Annotated in this window: 23 protein-coding genes; all 23 read left to right on the top strand. The window is 65.1% G+C overall.

Annotation, left to right across the window (positions count from 1 at the left end; all coding sequences use genetic code 11):
* Positions 1 to 247 precede the first annotated feature (247 nt).
* The 23 genes from IEX53_RS11210 to IEX53_RS11100 all read left to right on the top strand — a co-directional run bounded on the left by IEX53_RS11210 (position 248) and on the right by IEX53_RS11100 (position 20,951).
* Positions 248 to 1,405 (top strand): phage portal protein, encoded by a 1,158-nt coding sequence (locus tag IEX53_RS11210; protein ID WP_188824244.1) that lies wholly within the window; start codon positions 248 to 250, stop codon positions 1,403 to 1,405.
* A 289-nt stretch (positions 1,406 to 1,694) separates the two neighbouring features.
* Positions 1,695 to 2,024, top strand: coding sequence for a DUF6107 family protein (locus IEX53_RS11205; RefSeq protein ID WP_188824243.1), 330 nt, complete (start codon positions 1,695 to 1,697; stop codon positions 2,022 to 2,024).
* Positions 2,011 to 2,538 (top strand): HK97 family phage prohead protease, encoded by a 528-nt coding sequence (locus tag IEX53_RS11200; RefSeq protein ID WP_188824242.1) that lies wholly within the window; start codon positions 2,011 to 2,013, stop codon positions 2,536 to 2,538. Before IEX53_RS11205 ends, IEX53_RS11200 begins: the two co-directional genes overlap by 14 nt.
* A gap of 17 nt (positions 2,539 to 2,555) precedes the next feature.
* Complete coding sequence (locus tag IEX53_RS11195) at positions 2,556 to 3,821, top strand: phage major capsid protein (RefSeq protein ID WP_236016138.1); 1,266 nt, start codon at positions 2,556 to 2,558, stop codon at positions 3,819 to 3,821.
* Between the two features lie 233 nt (positions 3,822 to 4,054).
* The gene (locus IEX53_RS11190) at positions 4,055 to 4,621 is read left to right on the top strand and encodes a head-tail connector protein (RefSeq protein ID WP_188824241.1); all 567 of its coding nucleotides are present in this window, start codon (positions 4,055 to 4,057) and stop codon (positions 4,619 to 4,621) included.
* Positions 4,618 to 4,953: a phage head closure protein gene (locus IEX53_RS11185; RefSeq protein ID WP_188824240.1), complete on the top strand. Its 336-nt coding sequence runs from the start codon at positions 4,618 to 4,620 to the stop codon at positions 4,951 to 4,953. Before IEX53_RS11190 ends, IEX53_RS11185 begins: the two co-directional genes overlap by 4 nt.
* A gap of 84 nt (positions 4,954 to 5,037) precedes the next feature.
* Entirely contained in the window at positions 5,038 to 5,445 is a 408-nt protein-coding gene (locus tag IEX53_RS11180; protein ID WP_188824239.1) for a DUF3168 domain-containing protein, read from the top strand.
* 239 nt (positions 5,446 to 5,684) lie between these two features.
* Positions 5,685 to 6,098: a phage major tail protein, TP901-1 family gene (locus IEX53_RS11175; RefSeq protein WP_188824238.1), complete on the top strand. Its 414-nt coding sequence runs from the start codon at positions 5,685 to 5,687 to the stop codon at positions 6,096 to 6,098.
* Entirely contained in the window at positions 6,095 to 6,442 is a 348-nt protein-coding gene (locus IEX53_RS11170; RefSeq protein ID WP_236016137.1) for a gene transfer agent family protein, read from the top strand. The genes IEX53_RS11175 and IEX53_RS11170 overlap by 4 nt, the downstream gene beginning before the upstream one ends.
* Positions 6,439 to 6,645: a rcc01693 family protein gene (locus tag IEX53_RS11165; RefSeq protein ID WP_188824237.1), complete on the top strand. Its 207-nt coding sequence runs from the start codon at positions 6,439 to 6,441 to the stop codon at positions 6,643 to 6,645. Before IEX53_RS11170 ends, IEX53_RS11165 begins: the two co-directional genes overlap by 4 nt.
* 5 nt (positions 6,646 to 6,650) lie before the next feature.
* Positions 6,651 to 7,202 carry a phage tail tape measure protein gene (locus IEX53_RS11160; protein WP_188824236.1) on the top strand — a complete coding sequence of 184 codons (552 nt, stop codon included), beginning with the start codon at positions 6,651 to 6,653 and terminating at the stop codon, positions 7,200 to 7,202.
* Between the two features lie 2 nt (positions 7,203 to 7,204).
* Positions 7,205 to 7,828 carry a DUF2460 domain-containing protein gene (locus IEX53_RS11155; RefSeq protein WP_188824235.1) on the top strand — a complete coding sequence of 208 codons (624 nt, stop codon included), beginning with the start codon at positions 7,205 to 7,207 and terminating at the stop codon, positions 7,826 to 7,828.
* 187 nt (positions 7,829 to 8,015) lie between these two features.
* Complete coding sequence (locus IEX53_RS11150) at positions 8,016 to 8,903, top strand: phage/gene transfer agent baseplate hub protein (protein ID WP_188824234.1); 888 nt, start codon at positions 8,016 to 8,018, stop codon at positions 8,901 to 8,903.
* Complete coding sequence (locus tag IEX53_RS11145) at positions 8,900 to 9,334, top strand: NlpC/P60 family protein (RefSeq protein ID WP_188824233.1); 435 nt, start codon at positions 8,900 to 8,902, stop codon at positions 9,332 to 9,334. The genes IEX53_RS11150 and IEX53_RS11145 overlap by 4 nt, the downstream gene beginning before the upstream one ends.
* Positions 9,335 to 9,537: 203 nt before the next feature.
* Positions 9,538 to 13,347, top strand: a complete 3,810-nt coding sequence (locus tag IEX53_RS11140; RefSeq protein ID WP_188824232.1) for a baseplate multidomain protein megatron — start codon at positions 9,538 to 9,540, stop codon at positions 13,345 to 13,347.
* 234 nt (positions 13,348 to 13,581) lie between these two features.
* Positions 13,582 to 13,788: a hypothetical protein gene (locus tag IEX53_RS11135; RefSeq protein ID WP_188824231.1), complete on the top strand. Its 207-nt coding sequence runs from the start codon at positions 13,582 to 13,584 to the stop codon at positions 13,786 to 13,788.
* Between the two features lie 134 nt (positions 13,789 to 13,922).
* Positions 13,923 to 14,219 carry a hypothetical protein gene (locus tag IEX53_RS11130; RefSeq protein ID WP_373288631.1) on the top strand — a complete coding sequence of 99 codons (297 nt, stop codon included), beginning with the start codon at positions 13,923 to 13,925 and terminating at the stop codon, positions 14,217 to 14,219.
* Between the two features lie 75 nt (positions 14,220 to 14,294).
* Positions 14,295 to 14,957: a response regulator transcription factor gene (locus IEX53_RS11125; protein WP_188824229.1), complete on the top strand. Its 663-nt coding sequence runs from the start codon at positions 14,295 to 14,297 to the stop codon at positions 14,955 to 14,957.
* A gap of 361 nt (positions 14,958 to 15,318) precedes the next feature.
* Positions 15,319 to 16,641 (top strand): ATP-binding protein, encoded by a 1,323-nt coding sequence (locus tag IEX53_RS11120; RefSeq protein WP_188824228.1) that lies wholly within the window; start codon positions 15,319 to 15,321, stop codon positions 16,639 to 16,641.
* 87 nt (positions 16,642 to 16,728) lie between these two features.
* Positions 16,729 to 17,154, top strand: coding sequence for an RT0821/Lpp0805 family surface protein (locus IEX53_RS11115; RefSeq protein WP_188824227.1), 426 nt, complete (start codon positions 16,729 to 16,731; stop codon positions 17,152 to 17,154).
* 261 nt (positions 17,155 to 17,415) lie between these two features.
* Entirely contained in the window at positions 17,416 to 18,291 is an 876-nt protein-coding gene (ccmI, locus tag IEX53_RS11110) for a c-type cytochrome biogenesis protein CcmI (RefSeq protein ID WP_188824226.1), read from the top strand.
* On the top strand, positions 18,288 to 18,734 hold the full coding sequence (gene ccmE, locus IEX53_RS11105; protein ID WP_188824225.1) for a cytochrome c maturation protein CcmE: 447 nt from the start codon (positions 18,288 to 18,290) through the stop codon (positions 18,732 to 18,734). Before ccmI ends, ccmE begins: the two co-directional genes overlap by 4 nt.
* Before the next feature lie 225 nt (positions 18,735 to 18,959).
* Complete coding sequence (locus IEX53_RS11100) at positions 18,960 to 20,951, top strand: heme lyase CcmF/NrfE family subunit (protein WP_188824224.1); 1,992 nt, start codon at positions 18,960 to 18,962, stop codon at positions 20,949 to 20,951.
* The last annotated feature ends 225 nt before the right edge of the window (positions 20,952 to 21,176 follow it).

Genomic DNA, 21,176 nt, shown 5'->3' with positions numbered 1-21,176 from the left:
CCCTCAGAATCTATTTTCCGCTAACTTGCAACAACGCTTTTATACTCATGTGCGATTCCCCTACCCACAAGGGGGGAGATTGGCCTTCATCGATCACGGCACTTTATTTGCGGCGCTGACGATTAGCGAAACCGGACCTCCCAGCCAATCTCCCCCCTTGTGGGGGAGATGTCCGGCAGGACAGAGGGGGGGTACTGTCCCGCCAGCATTTCCAGCAATCTTACCCACACACCGAGAGGCCCCCACCATGCCCATCCCCTGGCCGTGGCGACGCAGCGCTGCGAATACCCTCACGCGCACCGAAACCAAATCCGCCACCGGCTTCGTAGCCCTGCACATGGAAAACCGCGCGTCCTGGATCGCCCGGGATTACACGACGCTGGCGCGCGAGGGCTTCATGCGCAACCCTGTCGTCCACCGCGCGGTGCGCATGATAGCGGAAGCGGCGGGCGCGGTGCCGTGGCTGCTCTATGAAAACGCGCGCGAGCACGAGACGCATCCGCTGCTTGATCTTCTGCGAAAACCCAACAGGAGCATAAGCGGCGCGGATTTCTTCGAGACGCTCTACGGCCATCTGCTCCTCTCCGGCGACGCCTATGTGGAGCGTGTCGAGACGCCCGGCGGTGCGCGCGAGCTGCATCTGCTGCGCCCCGAGCGCGTAACTGTCGAGACGGACGCCGATGGCTGGCCGCAGGCGCTGACCTATCGCTGCGGCGCGGTGAAGCGCATCGTGCCGCTCGACGAGCCGGGCGGGGGGCGGGCGCTGCATCTGCGGCTGTTCCACCCCCTCGACGATCACTATGGCTTCGCCCCCCTCGAAGCGGCGCTGATGGCGCTCGACATCCACAATGCGGCAGGCGCGTGGAACAAGGCGCTGCTCGACAATTCCGCCCGCCCGTCTGGCGCGCTGGTCTATGCGCCCAAGGATGGCGGCAATCTGAGCGACGACCAGTATGCCCGGCTGAAGGCGGAACTGGAGGAGGGCTATACCGGCGCGGCGGGGGCAGGGCGGCCCTTGCTGCTGGAAGGCGGGCTCGACTGGAAGGCGATGGGCCTTTCCCCGCGCGACATGGATTTCATCGAGGCCAAGAACGCCGCCAGCCGCGACATCGCACTCGCCTTCGGCGTCCCGCCGATGCTCTTGGGCATTCCCGGCGACAACACCTACGCCAACTATGCCGAAGCCAACCGCGCCTTCTACCGCCTGACGGTGCTGCCGTTGATTGCCCGCACCGCCAAGGCGCTCGGCAATTGGCTCGGCCCGCTCTACGGCGGCGATCTGCGGCTGGAGCATGATCTCGACCGGGTTGAAGGCCTGTCGGCAGAGCGCGACGCCCTGTGGGCGCGCATATCCGGCGCGGCGTTTCTGACGAACGAGGAGAAGCGGCAGGCGGTGGGGTATTAGCGCCCTCTTTCCCTCCCCCTTGCGGGGGTCCGAAGGACGGGCCGAGACCCGTGGCTCGGCCCCGGCAAGTGGCCCGGAGGGTCGGGTGGGGGTGGTGACGTTTGCGTCATTGTCTCCAGCAAAAGCGCAAACGTCACCACCCCCATCCGCCCGCTAACGCGGGGTTCGTCGCTGGAAAAGCCAAATCGTTGGCTTTTCCTCGGCCTTCGGCCGAACGCTCCTCAATCCCCGCAAGGGGGAAGGAGGGCGCTACGCCGGCGAACTTCCTATAAAAAACGAGGAACATCCCATGACCGCCTTTCAGGAAATGGGCGACACCGCATGGCTATGGCTGGCCAAGGCGGCGGGCGCTGTCGCCGGGTCCGCCGTGTCGCTGGCCTATGTCCTGCCCAGGGGCAAGCGCGAGGCGGCGATCCGCTTTGCGGTCGGCATCATCTGCGGCCTCGTCTTCGGCGGCGCGGCGGGCGTGAAGCTCGCCGAACAGCTTTCGATCACCGGCATGCTGGGAAACACCGAACTGATGCTGATGGGCTCCGCCGCCGCCAGCCTCGCCGCATGGTCGGCGCTCGGCATCTTCACCCGGTTTGCAGAAAGGAAAGCGCTCAATGAACGAGATTGAGACAAAGCGGGCCGGAATAGCGCTGGAACAAGTGGATACAGACGGCAGCTTTTCCGGCTATGCCAGCCTGTTCGGCGAGGTGGATCTGGGGCAGGACGTCATCGAGCGCGGCGCATTCGCCAGATCGCTGAAGGCGCGGGGCGTGTCGGGCATCCGCATGCTGTGGCAGCACGATGCGGGCGAGCCCATCGGCGTGTGGAGGGTCATCCGCGAGGACGCGCGGGGCCTCTATGTCGAGGGGCGTCTCGCCAGGAATGTACCCAGGGCGCACGACGCGCTGGAACTCATGCGCTCCGGCGCCATCGACGGGCTCTCCATCGGCTTTCGCGCCGTGCGGGCCCGCAAGGACGCGCGTAGCGGCATCCGCCGTATCCATGAGGCCGACCTCTGGGAAATCTCCGTCGTTACCTTTCCCATGCTCCCCGCCGCGCGCATCGCCAGCGTCAAGCGATGGAAACTCCCCGCCATCCCCAGCCTTGCCCGACGCATCCGCGCCGCCGCGAAGAAGTTCTAACCCAGAAGGAAACACCGATGCAGGAAGTAATGAGCACCGCCCCCGAGACGAAAGGCGTCGAGGTCAAGGCGCTGGGCAATGGCCATGATGTGGCCGACGCCTTCGACGAATTCATGTCGGCCTTTGACGAGTTCAAGAAGACCAATGACGAGCGGCTCGGCGCAATCGAAAAGCGCATAAGCCCCGATGTGCTGACGGTCGAGAAGGTCGAGCGCATCAACCGCAGCCTGGAGGAGCAGAAGCAGGCGCTCGACCAGATGCTCTTGAAGCAGAGTCGCCCGGCGCTGGGCGGCGGCGTCAGCCCGGCCGCCTCGCTGGAGCACAAGAACGCCTTCGACAGCTATGTCCGCCGCGGCGACGAGCAGGCCCTGCGCGGGCTGGAAGCCAAGGCCCATTCCTATGGCTCCGGCCCCGATGGCGGCTATCTGGTCCCGGCGGAGCTGGAGGCGGAAATCGGCAAGCGGCTTGCCAGGCTCTCGCCCATCCGCTCTATCGCCAGCGTGCGGCAGGTCTCGGGCGCGGTGCTGAAAAAGCCGTTCTCGGTCAGCGGCCCGGTGGTCGGCTGGGTCGGCGAGACCGACGCCCGCCCTGAAACCGCCTCGGCCATGCTCGCCGAACTGCAGTTCCCGACGATGGAACTCTACGCCATGCCCGCCGCCACCGCCTCGCTGCTTGACGATGCGGCGGTTGATGTGGAGCAATGGATTTCATCGGAGGTGGAAACCGCCTTCGCCGAGCAGGAGGGCGCGGCCTTTGTCGCAGGCGATGGCGTGAGCAAGCCGCGCGGGCTTCTCAACTATCCGACCATTGCGGAAGCGCAATGGCAATGGGGCAGGCTCGGCGTGGTCGCCACCGGCGTTGCCGGCGGCCTGCCGGCTGAGGACGCGTCGGACGTGCTGATCGATCTCGTCTATTCGCTGAAATCCGGCTACCGCCAGAATGCCACCTGGGTGATGAACCGCAAGACCCAGAGCGCGCTCAGGAAGCTCAAGGACCGGGACGGCAATTATCTCTGGCAGCCCCCGGCGACTGTCGGCGCCACCGCCTCGCTGATGGGCTTCAACCTGATCGAAGCGGAGGACATGCCCGACATCGCGGCGGATGCGACCCCGATTGCCTTCGGCGACTTCGCCAGAGGCTATCTCGTGGTGGACCGCACCGGCGTCCGTGTCCTGCGCGATCCCTATTCCCACAAGCCCTATGTGCTGTTCTACACCACCAAGCGCGTGGGCGGCGGCGTGCAGGATTTCGACGCGATCAAGCTGTTGAAGGTGGGGGCGTAATACTGGCCGCGTAATTCGCCTTTCGAGCACCCCCCTCTGTCCTGCCGGACATCTCCCCCACAAGGGGAGAGATTGGCTGGCATGGGCCACGCCTCTTATCCTCCAACCTTTGCGATTGGCATCGGGCGCTGATGAAGGCCAATCTCCCCCCTTGTGGGGGAGATGCCCGGCAGGGCAGAGGGGGGTGTCCCTGGTGCCAACAGCAGTCGTTCGATAGCCCTTGAGGACCTCCCATGACCATGCACATCATCACGCCGCCGGCGGTGGAGCCGGTGACGCTCGCCGAGGCGCGGGCGTTCCTGAAAATCTCCACCGCCAACGAGGACGCTGTCATCACCCAACTTCTGCGCACCGCGCGGGAAGCTGTGGAGACGCAGGCCGGGCTGGCGCTCGTCACCCAGACCTGGCGGCTCCATCTCGACCGCTGGCCGCGCTCGGGCCGCATCGCGCTCTACCGCTATCCCGTGCGCGAGGTGGTGGAAGTCCGCGCTTATAGACCGGACGGCACGCCTGTCATCATCGCCCCCGGCGAGCGGCATCTCCATCAGGGCTCGCGGCCGCAGCGGCTTTATTTCAGCCAGCGGGTGGATAGCTCTTCTTTGGGCGGACTGGAAATCGACTTCACCGCCGGCTTCGGCGATACGGGCGCAGATGTGCCTGACGGCCTGAAGCACGCCATCCTGACGCTGACCGCACACCTTTACGAGTTCCGCGGCGCGTTCGACGGCGAGGCGCAGCCGGTCTCCTTCCCGCCCGCCTTCGATCGGCAGGTAGCACTCTGGCGCAGGGTGTCGCTATGAACACGATCTTCATCGATGCCGGGCGCTTTTCGAGCGAGCTGGCGCTGGAACGGCTGGCACCCGTCCCCGATGGCATCGGCGGGTTTACCGAGGACTGGCAGGAAATCGCCACCCTATGGGGCCGCATCGAGCCAGTCTCGGACGCTGCCCGCAATTTCGGCCAGCAGCCGCTGGAGGAAATCACCCACCGCATCACTCTGCGCTTTCGCGACGATATCGCCAGCGGCATGCGGCTGCGCAAGGGGCAGCGGGCGTTCACCATCCTCACCATTCACGATCCGGATGAGAGCGGGCGCTACTGCCTCTGCCGGGTCCGGGAGGAGGGGCGATGAAACTCTCCATGCGCCTCACAACGGATGGCCTGATCCGGGCCTTGCGCTCGCGCGGAATAGCCATCTTGGAAAGGGAAGAACGCCATGACGAGCGCCAGCCTGGAACTGCAGAAGGCGATCTATCTCACCCTTCTGGACGATTTCGCGCTGCGGGCGAAGCTCGGCGGCCCGAAAGTCTTTGACCACATCGCCGCGTCAGCTTCCTTTCCCTATGTCACCTTCGGCCAGACCGCCGTCTATGACTGGAGCACCGATACGGAGCTCGGCGACGAGCATCTCTTCACCATCCATGTCTGGTCCCGCGCCGGCGGGCGCAAGCAGGTGCTTGAGATCATGGAGATGATCGCCGCGCGCCTGCGCGATTCCACTCTGACCCTGAACGGCCACCGCCTCATCAGCCTCGCCCTGCAATATCAGCAGGCCCGCAATGATGATGAGCGGGACGGGTATCACGGGTTGCTGCGGTACCGGGCGGTGACGGAGGTGGTTTAGCGCAGAACGTGTTGTGGCGTCAGCGTCAGGCAACCCCCCTCTGCCCTGCCAGGCATCTCCCCCACAAGGGGGGAGATTGGCTGGCACGACGCGCCGCCCTTTATTTTCAACGTCTGAGATTGGCGCCGCACGTCGATGAAGGCCAATCTCCCCCCTTGTGGGGGAGATGTCCGGCAGGACAGAGGGGGGTGTTGTCCCGCCAACGTTTCCAACCGAAACACTCCACAGGAGCAAATCCCATGGCCGCCCAACGTGGCAAGGACATATTGCTGAAGCTCGCCCGCTCAGGCGGCGGGTATGAAACCTGCGCGGGGCTTCGCGCCAAGCGCATCGCCTTCAATGCCGAGACGGTTGACGTCACCGATGCCGACGCGGCGGGGCGGTGGCGGCAGTTGCTGGGCGGCAGCGGGGTGCAGCGCGCCTCCGTCACTGGCTCCGGCATCTTCAAGGACGCCGCCTCCGATGCGCTCATCCGCGCCGCCTTCTTCAACGGCGATATCCTGAACTGGCAGATCATCCTGCCTGATTTCGGCGCGCTCACCGGCCTGTTCCAGATCACCGCGCTCGAATATGGCGGCAATCACGATGCGGAAGTCACCTTCGAGATCGCGCTGGAATCGGCTGGAGTCGTCAGTTTCGGAGAAATCGCATGATGGTGAACCGGCATCGCGGCGAGGTGGCGGCCATCCTCGACGGGCGCGAATGGGCATTGTGCCTGACGCTGGGCGCGCTGGCGGAACTGGAAGCGGCTTTCGAGGCCGAGGATCTGACGGCGCTGATCGCCCGCTTTTCCTCCGCCCGGCTGTCGGCCCGCGACATGATCCGCATCATCACGGCGGGTTTGCGAGGCGGCGGGCATACCCTCACCGAGGAAGACGTGGCCGAGATGCGGGCCGATGGCGGCGCGGCGGGGTATGCCCGCATCGTTAGCGAGTTGCTGACGGCGACCTTCGGCACCGCGCCGAAGCCGGAAAGCGATTCTCCGCCAAACCCTTGAGGGCCGCAGTTGATTCAGCGCCTGCATTTCCGTGGGCGGCAGCCATGCGGGCGGGGCTGGGACATCTGCGGCTTTCTCCCAAAACCTTCTGGTCCATGACGCCGCGCGAGCTGGCGGCTGCGCTGGGCCTCGGCGAGCGCGAAGCGAATGCCCCCTCGCGCCAGACCCTTGACGCCCTGATGCGGGCCTTTCCTGACGAGTGAAAATCATGGCCGCAAACGAAAATGTCACCGTCGCCGTTGATGCCGACACCAGCGCCTTCGACCGCGCGCTCGACGATCTGCAAAAGAAGTCCGACCGCTTCGGGTCGAGCCTGACGGCAGCTTTAAAAAGCGCGGCGGTGAGCGGGCGCGGGCTCGACGACGTGTTGCGCGGTCTTGCCACCAATCTCGCCGGACTTGCGCTGGATGCGGGGATGAAGCCGTTGCAGGGCCTGATGTCCTCGCTCTTCTCCGGCTTCACCGGCGGTCTCGGCGGCGTGACGCCCTTTGCCAAGGGCGGCGTTGTCTCGAGCCCCACCTATTTCGGCATGGGCAATGGCGGGCTGGGCCTGACCGGCGAGGCGGGGGCGGAAGCCATCCTGCCTTTGGCGCGCGGCGCGGATGGGAGCCTGGGCGTCGCGGCGGGGGGCGGGGCGCGCAAGCCCATGCAGGTCGTCTTCAATGTCTCCACACCTGACGCCGCCTCCTTCCGGAAATCGGAAGCGCAGGTATCGAGCATGTTGGCGCGGGCGGCCCGACGCGGATCGAGGAGCTTATAATCATGCCGCAAATCGCCTCCTTCCACGATGTCCGCTTTCCCCTCGGCGTCTCCTTCGGCGCGACGGGTGGGCCGGAATGGCGCAACGAGATCGTCACGCTCACCTCAGGCCATGAAAAGCGCAATGCGCGCTGGGCCCAGTCGCGCCGCCATTTCGATGCGGGAACCGGCTTGCGCTCCCTAGAGGATCTGACCGAGGTGCTCGCCTTCTTCGAGGCCCGGCGCGGCTCGCTCCACGCCTTTCGCTTCCGCGACCCGTTCGACCATGCGGCGAAGGGGGAGTTGATCGGCACTGGCGATGGCGTGACCGCGACTTATCCGCTCGTCAAGCGCTATGGCGAGGGCGCGTATGCCTATCTGCGCCCCATCGGCAAGCCGGTCGCGGGGTCGGTCAGGGTGCAGATTCGCGGCGTCGAGATGATCGAAGGCGAGGCTTTTGCCATCGACAGCCTCACCGGGATTGTCACCTTCGCGCCCGATGCCATTCCGCTCGCCGGCGCGCCCGTCACGGCGGATTTCATGTTCGACGTCGCCGCGCGCTTCGACACCGACCGCCTCACCGCCAGCATCGCCACCTTCAAGGCGGGGGAGATTCCGTCCATACCAATCATAGAGGTGAAGGCATGATCTGTCTCCAAGCGCCCTCGTGGTTCGAGGCTCATTCCGCTGCGCTCCAATCGCACCTCACCATGAGGGCTACTGGAACCGCCGCCACCCTTCGTTGTTGTTGCATGGCGCAACGCCCCTTCACCCTCATCCTGAGGTGCTCGCGAAGCGAGCCTCGAAGGACGAGGGTGAAGGGGGAGATCGAACGATGACCCCCATCCCTCAACCCCTTGAATCCCATTTGCGGGGAAACGCCACAACCCATTGTTTCGTCTGGATTATCCGGCGGGAGGATGGCGTGGCGCTGGGTTTTACCGATCATGACAGGCCGCTTGAAGTCTCAGGCGTAGCGTGCGAGCCGCAAACGGGAATGAGCGGTAGCGAGGCGAGTGCGGGCCTGGGTCTGTCGGTCGATAGTGCGGAAATCGAGGGTGCGCTGTCCTCGGCTGCCATCGACAAGGCCGACATCGAGCGCGGGCTTTATGACGGCGCGTCGGTGGAAACCTGGCTCGTCAACTGGTCCGCGCCGGATGAGCGCGTCCTGCTGCGCCGCTCGACCATCGGCAAGATCACGCAAGCGGACGGCAGGTTCGTCGCGGAAGTCAAAAGCAGCGCCGCTGCGCTCGACAAGATCAGAGGCCGCCGCATCATGCGCGCCTGCGACGCGGAAGTGGGCGACGGGCGCTGCGGCGTGAATGCAAACGATCCGCGCTATGCGGGAACGGGGACGGTGCTTGAGCCCGGTGACGCCGCCTTTGCCGCATCCGGCCTTGGCGGCTTCCAAGCTGGCTGGTTCGCCAATGGCATTCTGCGCTGGCTGAGCGGAGCGAATGCGGGGCGCGAGGCGGTGGTGGTGAGCCATGTCTCGTCCGCTGGCGCGGCCCGGCTCTCGCTGCGCGACATCCCCGGCGCTCCAATAGCGGCAGGCGATACGTTCCGCGTCATCGCCGGTTGCGACAAGAGCTTCGCGACCTGCAAAGCGAAATTCGCAAACGCCGTCAACTATCGCGGCTTCCCGCACCTGCCCGGCAATGATGCCGCCTATGCCTATGTCAGCGGCGACGACGAGTTCGACGGAGGCCCGCTGGTTCCATGACCGCGTTGAAAGTCTTGCACGAAGCCGAAAGCTGGATCGGCACGCCCTATCGCCATGGCGCGTCGTCCAAGGGCGTCGGCTGCGATTGCCTCGGCCTTATCAGAGGTGTCTGGCGCGCGCTTTATGGCAAGGAGCCGGAAACGCCTGCCACATACGCGCCTGACTGGGCGGAGGTGGCGGGCGATAGCGACGCGATGCTCGATGCGGCGCGGCGATATATGGCTGAGAGGCCCGTCGAGGCGATGCAGCCCGGAGATTTGCTGGTGTTCCGCTGGCGCCCGCGCGTTGCGGCCAAGCATCTGGGCATCCTCGCGCCCGATAATCGCTTCATCCACGCCTATGAGGGCCATCGTGTGATGGCCTCGGCGCTCGTTCCGCAATGGCGGCGGAAGATTGCGGGGGTGTTTGTGTTTCCAGCTCCTCATCATTGAAACGCTGGTTCTCACCCCCCTCTGCCCTTCCGGGCATCTCCCCCACAAGGGGGGAGATTGCCAGCATTTAGCGCACCGCCAGTTCTGCTACGTTGGAGATTGGTGAAAGCGGAACTGACAGCCAATCTCCCTCCTTGTGGGGGAGATGCCCGGCAGGGCAGAGGGGGGTGTGACCGCGCAAAGCTCTAACCAAGAGAACTCCCATGGCCACACTCCTCCTCCAGGCCGCAGGCGCAGCGATCGGCGGCAGCCTGTTCGGCGCGATTGGCGGCACGATCGGTGCTGCGGCGGGCGCGCTGGGCGGCTATCTCATCGACACCGCGCTCATCAACTCCACCCGCCATGCGGAAGGGCCGCGATTGGCCGGGGCCAAGCCGACGACGGCGGAGGAGGGGGCCTCGCTCCCCTTCGTCTATGGCACGGTGCGCATTTCCGGCTCGCTCATATGGGCCACCCGTTTCGAGGAACAGTCGAAGACCACCCGCCAGGGCGGCAAGGGTGGCGGGGCGAAGACCACGGAATATAGCTACTACGCCAATGCCGCCTACGCGGTGGCGGAAGGGCCGATTGCCGGCATCCGCCGCATATGGGTGGACGGCAAGGAGTTGGACCAGACCAAGGTGGAGATGCGGATCTATCGCGGCACGGAGGACCAGCTTCCCGACCCGCTGATCGAGGCGAAGCAGGGGGACGGCAACGCGCCCGCCTATCGCGGCACGGCCTATATCGTGTTCGAGCGCATGCCCATCGACGATTATGGCCGCCGCCTGCCGCAGATCCAGTTCGAGGTGATGCGGCCCGTAGGTGCGCTTGCGAACAGCATCACCGCCGTCGCGCTCATTCCGGGCTCGACCGAGTTCGGCCTGTCGCCCGTGGCGGTGACGGACGAGCCGAGGCCGGGCGAGACGCGGGCGCTGAACCGCAACACGCTGCGCGCCGCCAGCGACTGGACCGCCGCGATGGACGAGCTGCAGGCGCTCTGCCCCAATCTGAAGCATGTGGCGCTGGTCGTGCCCTGGTTCGGCGACGATCTGCGCGCCGGAGTATGCACCATCCGCCCGGGCGTGGTGGAGCAGACGGCGAGGAAGCCGAGCCGGACATGGAAAGTGGACGGCCTCACCCGCGCCGCCGCGCATCGAATTACCCGCAACGCGCTGGGGCAGGCGGCCTATGGCGGCACGCCCTCGGACGACAGCGTCGTCGCCGCCATCCGCGACGCCCGGGCGCGCGGGCTGATGGTGACGCTTTATCCCTTCATCATGATGGACATCGCGCCCGGCAACAGCCAGCCGTCGCCCTATGGTGGGACCCAACCGGCCTATCCGTGGCGTGGGCGCATCACGTGTTATCCGTTGAGCGCCGACCACACGGCGGCGGTGACGGCGCAGATTTCAGCCTTTCTCACCGGCACATGGGGCTATAACCGCTTCATCCGCCATTGCGCCGATCTGGCGGTTTCGGCAGGCGGCGTCGAGGCTTTCCTGCTCGGTTCGGAACTGCGCGGGCTCACCACCCTTCGCGACGGGGCCAATGGTTTTCCCTTCGTGTCAGGCCTTTGCGATCTTGCCGCCGAGTTGCGCTCACGTCTTGGGAGCGGCTGCAAGCTGACCTATGCGGCGGACTGGTCGGAATATTTCGGCCATCACCCGCAGGATGGCAGCGGCGAAATGTTCTTTCACCTCGACCCGCTCTGGGCCCATCCCGCCATCGACGCCATCGGCATCGACAATTACATGCCGCTTTCCGACTGGCGCGACGAGGATGACCGGCATTTCGGGCCGGACGGGATTTCCGCCGCTTATGACATGGATGGCCTCATCGCCAACATCGCGGGCGGGGAGGGATACGACTGGTATTACGCCAGCGAGGCCGACCGGCGCAACCGCGTGCGCTCGCCCATATCGGATGGGCTGGCGGGCAAACCCTGGGTGTTCCGCTACAAGGATTTGAAAGGCTGGTGGGAGAACCCGCATTATACCCGGGTCGGCGGCAGGGAGAGCACGACCCCGACCGCCTGGCAGCCAAGGTCCAAGCCATTCTGGTTCACCGAGCTTGGCTGCCCCGCGGCTGACAAGGGGCCGAACCAGCCCAATGTCTTCCCCGACCCGAAATCCTCTGAAAACGCCATTCCATACTTTTCGGACGGCTCGCGCTCCGACCTGGCGCAAAGCCGCTTCCTCGCCGCCCATCTCGACTACTGGAACCGGGGCGCAAATGCGGGCAATCCTGTCTCGCCGATCTATGGCGCGCGGATGCTCGACGGCAGCCGAATCTATCTCTGGGCATGGGACACGCGGCCCTTCCCGGAATTTCCGCTGAAGCGCGATGTCTGGGGCGACGCCGACAATTGGCGTCTCGGCCATTGGCTGAACGGCCGCTTAAGCGGCGTGGCGCTTGGCGACCTCATCGCAGCGATCTTCGCGGATTTCGGGCTGGACGCGCCGGATACATCAGCCGCCGATGGCCATCTCTCCGGTTTCGCCATCGGTGAGCCAACATCGGCCCGCTCGGTGCTGGAACCCTTGCTCGATCTCTTCGGCGTCGAGGCGTTCGAGGCGGAAGGCCGCTTCGTCTTCCGCAGCGCCGCGCGGCTATTGCAGCCAAGCCTGATCGACGACATGGTGATGAGCGACGACGGCACGGCGGAAACCTCCGTGCTGGAGGATCGCAACGATCTGCCCGGCAGCGTGGAAGTCTTCTTCAGCGATCCCTTGCGCGATTATCAGACCGGCAGCGCCACCGCCCTGCGGCAGGAGGCGCGGGGGCAGGGCACCGAGACGCTGACGCTGGCGGGCGCGATGGAAGCGGGGCAGGCCAGGGCGCTGGCGGAGAGCTGGCTGAAACGCCGCTGGGCTTCACGGCATACGAAAAGCCTCGGCGTTCCCTGGGACCATGCGGGCCTGACGGTGGGCGACCGGGTGCGCCTGACCGGTGAGGACCGGGAATTCGTCATCACCTCGCTCGAAGATGGTGCGGCGCGGCAATTGCAGGCCGTCGCCGTCGCGCCGCATGTGAGGACGCCCGACACCGGAACCTTGCCGCCCCAGCCGCCCGCAAGCCCGATCAGCGAAGGCAAGCCGCTGAGCTTCCTTCTCGACCTGCCCGCCTGGCCGGGCGCGGAGGATGCGGCGGCGCAACTGCGCCTCGCCGCCTATGCGAAGCCCTGGCGCGGCGTCAGCGCCTATGCCTCGCCGCATGCCGAAGGCTATGCCGCCCGCGCGCTTCTGGGCAAACGCGCGGTCATGGGAGAACTTCTCTCTCCGCTGCCGCCTTCGCCGGGCAGTGGAAGGCTGGTCCGCGCCCACCCGATAGATGTGCTCATCTATGCCGGGGAACTAAGCTCGCAGCCCATGGAGCAGCTTTGCAACGGCGCGAACACCGGCCTTTTGCAGACGCCCGACGGAAGCTGGGAGGTGTTCCAGTTCCTCAACGCCGAGGAAACGGCGGAGAGCCAATGGCGGCTGACGGCGCTCCTGCGCGGGCAACTGGGCACGGAGGAAGAAGCCTCCATCACCAAGCCCGCCGGAACGCCCTTCATCCTGCTCAATGAAGCCGTCGCGCCCGCCGGACTTCAGGCTTCGGAAATCGGCCTAGCGCTCAACTGGCGCATCGGCACGGCGGGCCGCGACTTCTCGGACGCCTATTTCGATACGGTATCGATGACCGGTGGCGTCCGCGCCCTCCAGCCCCTGAGCCCTGTTCACGTCGCTGCGCGAATGATGGCGAATGGCGACTTCTCGGCAAACTGGGTCCGTCGCGGACGCATCGACGCCGATAGCTGGCTTGGCACGGATATCCCGCTCGGCGAGGAACAGGAGCTTTATCGCGTCGAGGTGCGGCGGGGTGGAGCGGTGGTCCGCACGGTCGAGGTGCGCGAGCCGCGCTGGACGTATGGCGCGGCGGATCGTGCCGCCGATCTGGGCGGCTTGGGCCAGCCCTTCGAACTGGCCGTGGCGATGGTCAGCGCGCGGATGGGGGCGGGGCGGTTCGGTTTGATGGCGATCCATCCTTAAGCGGATTTGCTCTACGAGCACCCCCCTCTGCCCTGCCGGGCATCTCCCCACAAGGGGGGAGATTGTTTGTCAGGTCCGCTTTCGCCAATCGCCAGCCTTTCAGGAAGCGCCGTCATCGATGCAGGCCAATCTCCCCCCTTGTGGGGGAGATGTCCGGCAGGACAGAGGGGGGTGAGCGCCAGCGCTTCCATTGAATGCAGAACTTAAATCCCCAACCCAAAAAGGAACCCTCACATGAACACCATCAAACCCTGGTATCTATCCAAGACCATCTGGGCCTCCGTCGTCACGCTCGGCGTCTCCGCCGCTGGCCTGTTCGGCTTTGCGGCAGACGCGGTCGATCAATCGGCGCTGGTCGAGACGATCATGCAACTCATCACTGCCGTATCCGGTCTTATTGCCATCGTCGGCCGCTTCCACGCAAATTCCCGCCTTTCGTAATCTTTCGTAATGTTTTCTTAACATTGCGGATTAACGATATGTAACAATATGTGAGGGAATGCTTCGGTGATGGGAGTCGGGGCCTTTACCGTTCATTCATTGTTCAGCTAGAAAGCGCTATGGAAGGCGCCATGATGAAACACTTGTTCGCTCCGAAACTGATCGCTGCCCTGACCGTCCTGGCCGGTAGCGCCGCCGCGCACGCTGGCAGCTTGCCGGTGACGTCGCCCGCCAAGGCGACCCTCGTCACCGAGGTAGCCGGCGATTGCGTCGCCGTCGGGCAGAAGGTCGCCGCCGAACAGGGCGGGACCCTGACGAAGGCGACTCCCTCCACGCAGAACGGGCGGGAGATGTGCGTCGTCGTGGTGCTCGTGCCCGGCCGCGATGGCGAGCGCCCGCGCCGCGTCGAGGTCGCGGTTCCCGCGAATTAAGCTTGAAGCGATAGAGCATTTGCAGCCAAGTGAAACTTGGCGTCGCATAATGCGGCTAAAATAGTGGAAGTATATATGCGCATCCTCATCGTCGAGGACGACAAGGATCTGAATCGTCAGGTCTCCGAGGCGCTGGTCGAGGCCGGCTATGTGGTGGACCGCGCCTATGACGGCATCGAGGGCCATTATCTCGGCGACAGCGAGCCCTATGACGCGGTGGTGCTGGATATCGGCCTGCCGCAGATGGACGGTATCAGCATTCTGGAGCGCTGGCGGCGCGACGGGCGCACCATGCCCGTGCTGATGCTGACCGCACGCGACCGCTGGAGCGACAAGGTCGCCGGCATCGACGCGGGCGCGGACGATTATGTCGCCAAACCTTTTCACATCGAGGAAGTGCTGGCGCGCCTGCGGGCCCTGATCCGCCGCGCCGCCGGCCATGCCTCGTCGGAACTCACCTGCGGCCCGCTGCGCCTCGACACCAAATCCTCCAAGGCGAGCGTCGATGGCGTTCCGCTGAAACTGACCTCGCACGAATTCCGCCTGCTTTCCTATCTCATGCATCACATGGACGAGGTGGTCTCACGCAGCGAGCTGGTGGAGCATCTATACGACCAGGATTTCGACCGGGATTCCAACACGATCGAAGTTTTCGTCGGACGCCTGCGCAAGAAGATGGGCATCGATCTCATCGAAACCGTGCGCGGCATGGGGTATCGCATCCGGCGGGATAGTTAGGGTGTGTTGTGATGGAAACAGCGCCATGGCGATCCCTTCACCCTCGCCCTTCGAGGCTCGCTCCGCGAGCACCTCAGGATGAGGGTGAAGGGGCGCAGCGCCTCAGGGGTAACGATCGCGGCGTCTCAGGATAGGAGTTGCAGGAGCGCAGACGTATCAGCAGCCCTCATGGTGAGGTGCGAGTGAAGCGCAGCGAAACGAGCCTCGAACCACGAGAGCGCTTGGCGCTGATTCCATCGAACGAGAACCATTCCGAAAACGAAAGGCCCTGTCCCTGACCGCCCTCCGCTTCATCCCCGCCACGCGCTCGCTGGCGCTGCGTGTCGTCACCCTGTCGACGGTGTGGGTCATTGTCGGCCTCATGGTGGTCGCGACGGTCATTTCCGCGCTTTATAGCGAGGCGGCGCAGCATAGTTTCCAGCGGCTTCTTTCGGCGCATCTGTTCAGCCTTGTCGGCGCGGTCAGCGTTTCGCCTGACGGCACGCTGCAGGGACGGCCGGAACTGGGCGAAATCCGCTATTCCAGCCCGCTTTCCGGCTGGTACTGGACCGTGGAGCCCGTCACCACGAACCTGAAAGGCCTGCTCGAATCGCAATCGCTCGCCGGCCACACCATTCCGCAGGAGCCGCTCTCCAAGGTGCCGTTCGACCAGTCCTTCACCCGCACCTATACGGAGAAGGGCCTGAAGGGAGAGGAATTGTCTGTCGTGGAGACGGAAGTGGTGCTTGACGCCGCCAACCGCGTGGCGCGCTTCCGCGTGATGGGCAATCTCAGCGAGGTGAAGAAGGAAATCCGCGATTTCCGCAACACGCTCTATACCTATCTCGGCATTTTCGGCCTCGGCAGTATCCTCATCAACGCCGCCATCATCCTGTTCGGCCTGCGCCCCCTCGACAAGGTGCGCGCCTCGCTGGCCGATATCCGCGAGGGCCGCTCCTCCCGCCTCGACGGCAACCTGCCGCTGGAGATCGCGCCGCTCGCACAGGAGATGAACGCGCTCATCGAAAACAACCGCCGCATCGTCGAGCGCTCACGCACGCAGGTCGGCAATCTCGCCCATTCGCTGAAGACGCCGCTCTCCGTGCTCGTCAACGAGGGGCGCAGCATCGGCGGCGAGAAGGGCAGGGTGGTCGTGGAGCAGAGCGAGGCGATGCAGGTGCAGGTGCAGCATTATCTGCAGCGCGCGCGCATCGCGGCCCAGCGCGACAGCGTCGTTTTTCGCACCCCCGTCGTGCCGGTTCTGGAACGGATGATCCGCGTGACCACCAAGCTCAATCCCAATTACCGCATCGATTTCGACAACCGCCTGCCGAATGCCGTCTTCGCGGGCGAGCGCGAGGATTTCGAGGAAATCGTCGGAAATCTGATGGAAAACGCCGCCAAATGGGGCCGTTCGGTCATCAGGTTGAGCCTTTCCCCGGCTGATTTCGCCGGAAAGGGCGACATGACGCCCCATGCCGGCTTCGAAGTGGCGGTCGAGGACAATGGGGCAGGGCTTGCTCAGGAAAAGATCAAGGAGGCGCTGATGCGCGGCCATCGTCTGGACGAAACCAAGCCGGGCACCGGGCTCGGCCTCTCCATCGTGCAGGATACGGTGCGCGAATATGGCGGAACGCTCAAACTGGAGAAATCGGCGCTTGGCGGGCTCGCCGCACGAATCGTTCTGCCTCTTGTTGAAAATTGATTGCAATTGAAAGCGCGTCTATAATGGACCGCTTGACATAAATCGCTATGAACATTCGATTATTCATGTCCCTGAATTGAGAGCCCGATGAAGCCAGTAGCCCTCTCCGCAGCCCTTGTCCTTGCCCTGTTCGGCCTTTCCGCCTGCAGCACGGTTTCCGGCCCGCGCCCATCCCTGATCTCGATCGGGCCTTCATCCAAGCCGGCCAGATCGGACGTATTGGGCGCGCTGGGCAACGGCCTCATCGGCACCGCCGCGAGCAGGCTCTCCTCCGGCGACCGCAGGAAGGCGCTGGAAGCCGAATATAAGGCGCTGGAATATGCGCGGGCCGGGGACGCCACGAGCTGGAAGGGCTCCGACGCGTCGGGCGAAGTGGTCGCCGCGCAGCCCTATCAGGTCGGCTCCCAGAACTGCCGGCAATATACCCACACCTTCACCGTCAACGGCGCCCCCCAGACCGCACGCGGCACCGCATGCAGGAACGGGGACGGAAGCTGGACGCCGTTGACGTAGGAAACGCCCTCCTTCCCCCTTGCGGGGATTGAGGAGCGACGAACCCCGTGTTAGCGGGCGGATGGGGGTGGTGACGTTTGCGCTTGCTTCGAAGATCGTAGCGCAAACGTCACCACCCCCACCCGGCCCTTCGGGCCACCCTCCCCGCAAGGGGGAGGGACGGGCGCTTCGCATTGACCACCCGCAATTTGCGGCGAATTGCCCTATTTGTCCGGTTCCCGATTGGATTCGTCCCGCCGGGCGGCTATGTCTCGAGCCATCATGGGATTTTGGCTGACCGCTGTATTTCTGACGCTTGCCGCCACGCTTGCCGTTCTCCTGCCGCTGACGCGCAGGAGGGCGCTGGATTCTGCTGCCGCGCCGTATGATATCGAAGTCTACCGCGACCAGATGCGCGAAGTGGAGGCTGACGCCGGCCGTGGCCTGATCGATCCCCAGAGCGCCGACGAAGCGCGCGCCGAGATCGGCCGCCGCCTTTTGCGGGCAGGCCACGAGGCGGAGCATGCGCCCGCGACGGGGCAGGGGGCGCGCTGGACCGTGCTGGGCGCTGTTCTCTCCGTGCCGCTGGTCGCCTGGGGGCTTTATGGCCTGACCGGCTCTCCCGATCTTCCGTCCGAGCCGCTGGCCGGCCGCGTTGCGCAAAGGCCGGTGGAGAACGCGGTCGGCGATTTGATCGCGCGGGCGGAGGCGCATTTGAAGCAGAATCCTGACGATGGCCGTGGATGGGATGTGCTCGCCCCGATCTATCTGCGCCTCGGCCGGTTCGAGGATGCGGCCAACGCCTATCGCAATGCCATCCGTCTGCAGGGCGAATCGGCGGGGCGCTCGCTGGGGCTCGGGCAGGCATTGACGGCCGCCGCCGGCGGCACGGCCCCGGAAGAAGCACAGGAACAATTGGATAGCGCCGCGGCACAGATCGATTCGATGGTTGCCGGGCTTGATGCACGGCTGACGCAGAACCCTGACGATCTCAATGGCTGGAAGCGTCTCGTCCGCTCCTATCTGGTGCTGAACCGCCGCGAAGACGCCGCCGCCGCCCTGAAGCGCGGCAGCGAGGCGCTGGCGCCGGAAAAGCGCCATGATCTTATCGCCTTCGCCAAGGGGCTTGGATTGGAGTCGACGGAGGCAAAACCATGAGCCGCAAACAGAAGCGCCTCGCCGTGATATCAGGCGCGCTGGCCGTTCTGGGTCTGGCGGTGGCGCTGGTGCTCGTCGCGTTCAGCCAGGACATACGCTATTTCCGCATGCCCGACGATCTGACCGCGCAGGATGTTGCCTCCGGCGCGCGGTTCCGACTGGGCGGGCTTGTGGAAAAGGGGACGGTCAAGCGCGGCGAGGGCACCCGCGTGGAATTTTCCGTCACCGATACGATCAAGAGCGTGAAAGTCGTCTATGACGGCATCCTGCCCGATCTTTTCCGCGAGGAGCAGGGCGTGGTGACCGAAGGCCGCTTCAATCCGGACGGCACCTTCATCGCCGACAGCGTTCTCGCCAAGCATGATGAGCGCTACATGCCCAAGGAAGTCGCCGATGGCCTGAAGGAAAAGGGCCTCTGGCAGCATACGGAAGAGGCGCGTTGAGATGGAAACGCTGGCGCTTGAACACCTCCCTCTGTCCTGTCGGACATCTCCCCCGCAAGGGGGGAGATTGGCCTTCATCGATGAAGGCGTTTTATCCTTCGACGTTGACGATTGGCGAAAGCGGGCCTCCCATTCAATCTCCCCCCTTGTGGGGGAGATGTCCGGCAGGACAGAGGGGGGTAGGAACGACCGGGCGGCTTCACTCAAATGTAAAGGGCGCCACGCATGACCGCCGAGATCGGACAATTCGCGCTTGCCCTGGCGCTGGCGCTTTCGCTGGTGCAGTCAATGCTGCCCGTCATCGGCGCGCGGCGGCGCGATGCGCGGATGATGGGCGTCGCCGCGCCGACCGCCATTGCCGTCTTCGCCTTCATCGCGCTGGCTTTCGCCGTGCTGGTCCACGCCTATGTCGTCTCGGACTTCTCGGTCTTGAACGTGGTCGAGAACTCGCATTCGCAGAAGCCGCTCCTCTATAAGATCACCGGCGTATGGGGCAATCATGAAGGCTCCATGCTGCTCTGGGTGATGATCCTTGCCTTTTTCAGCGCCCTTGTCGCCGCTTTCGGCAACAACCTGCCTCCCGCGCTCAAGGCCAATGTGCTGGCCGTGCAGGGCTGGATCGCCACGGCCTTTCTCCTCTTCATCGTCGCCACCTCCAATCCCTTCGCGCGCGTCAGCCCCGCGCCGCTGGAGGGGCAGGATCTGAACCCGATCCTGCAGGATATCGGCCTCGCCGTGCATCCGCCGCTGCTTTATCTCGGCTATGTCGGCTTTTCGGTGTGCTTCTCCTTCGCCGTCGCCGCGCTGATCGAGGGCCGGCTCGACGCGGCTTGGGCGCGCTGGGTGCGGCCATGGACGCTCGCCGCCTGGATGTTCCTGACTGGCGGCATCGCGGTCGGCTCCTACTGGGCCTATTACGAACTGGGCTGGGGCGGCTGGTGGTTCTGGGACCCGGTGGAGAACGCCTCCTTCATGCCCTGGCTCGCCGGAACGGCGCTGCTGCACTCGGCGCTGGTGATGGAAAAGCGCTCGGCCCTGAAAATCTGGACGGTGCTGCTGGCGCTTCTCACATTTTCGCTGTCGCTGCTCGGCACCTTCCTGGTGCGCTCGGGCGTGCTGACGTCCGTCCACTCCTTCGCTACCGATCCGGGGCGCGGCCTCTTCATTCTCGCGATCCTGACGCTCTTCATCGGCGGCTCTCTGGCGCTCTTCGCGCTGCGGGCCCAGAGCCTGGCGAGCGGCGGCCTGTTCCAGCCAGTCTCGCGTGAGGGCTCGCTGGTCCTCAACAATTTGTTCCTGACGACAGCGGCGGCAACCGTGCTGATAGGCACGCTCTATCCGCTGCTGCTGGAGGCGTTGACCGGCGACAAGATCTCCGTCGGCGCGCCCTTCTTCAACATGACCTTCGGCCCGCTGATGATCCCGCTGCTTGCCGCCGTGCCCTTCGGCCCGCTGCTGGCATGGAAGCGCGGCGATCTCCTGGGTGTGGCGCAGCGGCTGATGACGGCCTTTGCTCTGGCGCTTTTTGCGGTGGGCTTCGTGCTTTATCGCACTTCCGCCGGAGAGGTACTCGCTGCATTCGGCATTGGCCTTGCCGTCTGGGTGATGCTGGGAAGCCTGACGGACCTTGCGCTCAAATCCGGCGTCGGCAAGGTATCTGTCCGCACCGCTTTTGCGAGGCTGGTCGGCCTGCCGCGCTCGGTCTTCGGCACCGCGCTCGCTCATTTCGGCCTCGGCGTCACGCTGCTCGGCATTGTCGGCGTCACTACTTTTGGCACGGAGCAGGTGGTGGCGATGAAGCCGGGCGATACCGTGCCGGTCGCGGGCTATCAGCTGCGCTATGAGGGCCTCGCCGCCGCCAGCGGCCCGAACTATACGGAAGAGCAGGGGCGTTTCACGCTGATGGACAGCGCCGCGCGCCCTGTCGATACGATCATCTCCGCCAAGCGCTTTTATCCGGCCCGCCGCATGCCGACAACGGAGGCGGGCATCGTCACCCACGGGTTCAATCAGTATTATCTCTCGCTGGGCGACGGCCTCGCCGATGGCGGCATCGTCGTGCGCATCTGGTGGAAGCCGCTGGTGACGCTGATCTGGCTCGGCGCGCTGGCCATGATGCTCGGCGGCTTCGTCTCCCTCCTCGACCGGCGCTTGCGAGTCGGCGCTCCGGCGCGGCGCAAGGCTGCGCGGGCGGGTGGCGCGGAGGTGGCGGCGTGATGGGAAAAGGTCGGCAGTGGCTGGTTTCAAAGCTTTCTAGACCCTTCACCCTCGTCCTTCGAGGCTCGCTTCGCGAGCACCTCAGGATGAGGGCGAAGGGCGCCGGCGCGTTACCGGCCACGCGCCTTGACCCGGTGGTGAAGGGTGCTGGCACTTCGCCGGCTCCGAATCTCGGTCCGGTGGCGAAGAGCGCTGACGCAGCAGTAGCCCTCATCCTGAGGTGCT

Origin of the sequence: Paramesorhizobium endophyticum (assembly GCF_014640615.1) — a bacterium.
Lineage (GTDB): Bacteria > Pseudomonadota > Alphaproteobacteria > Rhizobiales > Rhizobiaceae > Paramesorhizobium > Paramesorhizobium endophyticum.
Note: the sequence above shows the minus strand (reverse complement) of the source record. Positions and strands in the feature narration are given on the sequence as shown.

Excerpts from the sequence above, each read along its gene's own strand:
- IEX53_RS11210 (WP_188824244.1), top strand. The coding sequence starts at position 248 with ATGCCCATCCCCTGGCCGTGGCGACGCAGCGCTGCGAATACCCTCACG.
- IEX53_RS11205 (WP_188824243.1), top strand. The coding sequence starts at position 1,695 with ATGACCGCCTTTCAGGAAATGGGCGACACCGCATGGCTATGGCTGGCC.
- IEX53_RS11200 (WP_188824242.1), top strand. The coding sequence starts at position 2,011 with ATGAACGAGATTGAGACAAAGCGGGCCGGAATAGCGCTGGAACAAGTG.
- IEX53_RS11195 (WP_236016138.1), top strand. The coding sequence starts at position 2,556 with ATGCAGGAAGTAATGAGCACCGCCCCCGAGACGAAAGGCGTCGAGGTC.
- IEX53_RS11190 (WP_188824241.1), top strand. The coding sequence starts at position 4,055 with ATGACCATGCACATCATCACGCCGCCGGCGGTGGAGCCGGTGACGCTC.
- IEX53_RS11185 (WP_188824240.1), top strand. The coding sequence starts at position 4,618 with ATGAACACGATCTTCATCGATGCCGGGCGCTTTTCGAGCGAGCTGGCG.
- IEX53_RS11180 (WP_188824239.1), top strand. The coding sequence starts at position 5,038 with ATGACGAGCGCCAGCCTGGAACTGCAGAAGGCGATCTATCTCACCCTT.
- IEX53_RS11175 (WP_188824238.1), top strand. The coding sequence starts at position 5,685 with ATGGCCGCCCAACGTGGCAAGGACATATTGCTGAAGCTCGCCCGCTCA.
- IEX53_RS11170 (WP_236016137.1), top strand. The coding sequence starts at position 6,095 with ATGATGGTGAACCGGCATCGCGGCGAGGTGGCGGCCATCCTCGACGGG.
- IEX53_RS11160 (WP_188824236.1), top strand. The coding sequence starts at position 6,651 with ATGGCCGCAAACGAAAATGTCACCGTCGCCGTTGATGCCGACACCAGC.
- IEX53_RS11155 (WP_188824235.1), top strand. The coding sequence starts at position 7,205 with ATGCCGCAAATCGCCTCCTTCCACGATGTCCGCTTTCCCCTCGGCGTC.
- IEX53_RS11150 (WP_188824234.1), top strand. The coding sequence starts at position 8,016 with ATGACCCCCATCCCTCAACCCCTTGAATCCCATTTGCGGGGAAACGCC.
- IEX53_RS11145 (WP_188824233.1), top strand. The coding sequence starts at position 8,900 with ATGACCGCGTTGAAAGTCTTGCACGAAGCCGAAAGCTGGATCGGCACG.
- IEX53_RS11140 (WP_188824232.1), top strand. The coding sequence starts at position 9,538 with ATGGCCACACTCCTCCTCCAGGCCGCAGGCGCAGCGATCGGCGGCAGC.
- IEX53_RS11135 (WP_188824231.1), top strand. The coding sequence starts at position 13,582 with ATGAACACCATCAAACCCTGGTATCTATCCAAGACCATCTGGGCCTCC.
- IEX53_RS11130 (WP_373288631.1), top strand. The coding sequence starts at position 13,923 with ATGAAACACTTGTTCGCTCCGAAACTGATCGCTGCCCTGACCGTCCTG.
- IEX53_RS11125 (WP_188824229.1), top strand. The coding sequence starts at position 14,295 with ATGCGCATCCTCATCGTCGAGGACGACAAGGATCTGAATCGTCAGGTC.
- IEX53_RS11120 (WP_188824228.1), top strand. The coding sequence starts at position 15,319 with ATGGTGGTCGCGACGGTCATTTCCGCGCTTTATAGCGAGGCGGCGCAG.
- IEX53_RS11115 (WP_188824227.1), top strand. The coding sequence starts at position 16,729 with ATGAAGCCAGTAGCCCTCTCCGCAGCCCTTGTCCTTGCCCTGTTCGGC.
- ccmI (WP_188824226.1), top strand. The coding sequence starts at position 17,416 with ATGGGATTTTGGCTGACCGCTGTATTTCTGACGCTTGCCGCCACGCTT.
- ccmE (WP_188824225.1), top strand. The coding sequence starts at position 18,288 with ATGAGCCGCAAACAGAAGCGCCTCGCCGTGATATCAGGCGCGCTGGCC.
- IEX53_RS11100 (WP_188824224.1), top strand. The coding sequence starts at position 18,960 with ATGACCGCCGAGATCGGACAATTCGCGCTTGCCCTGGCGCTGGCGCTT.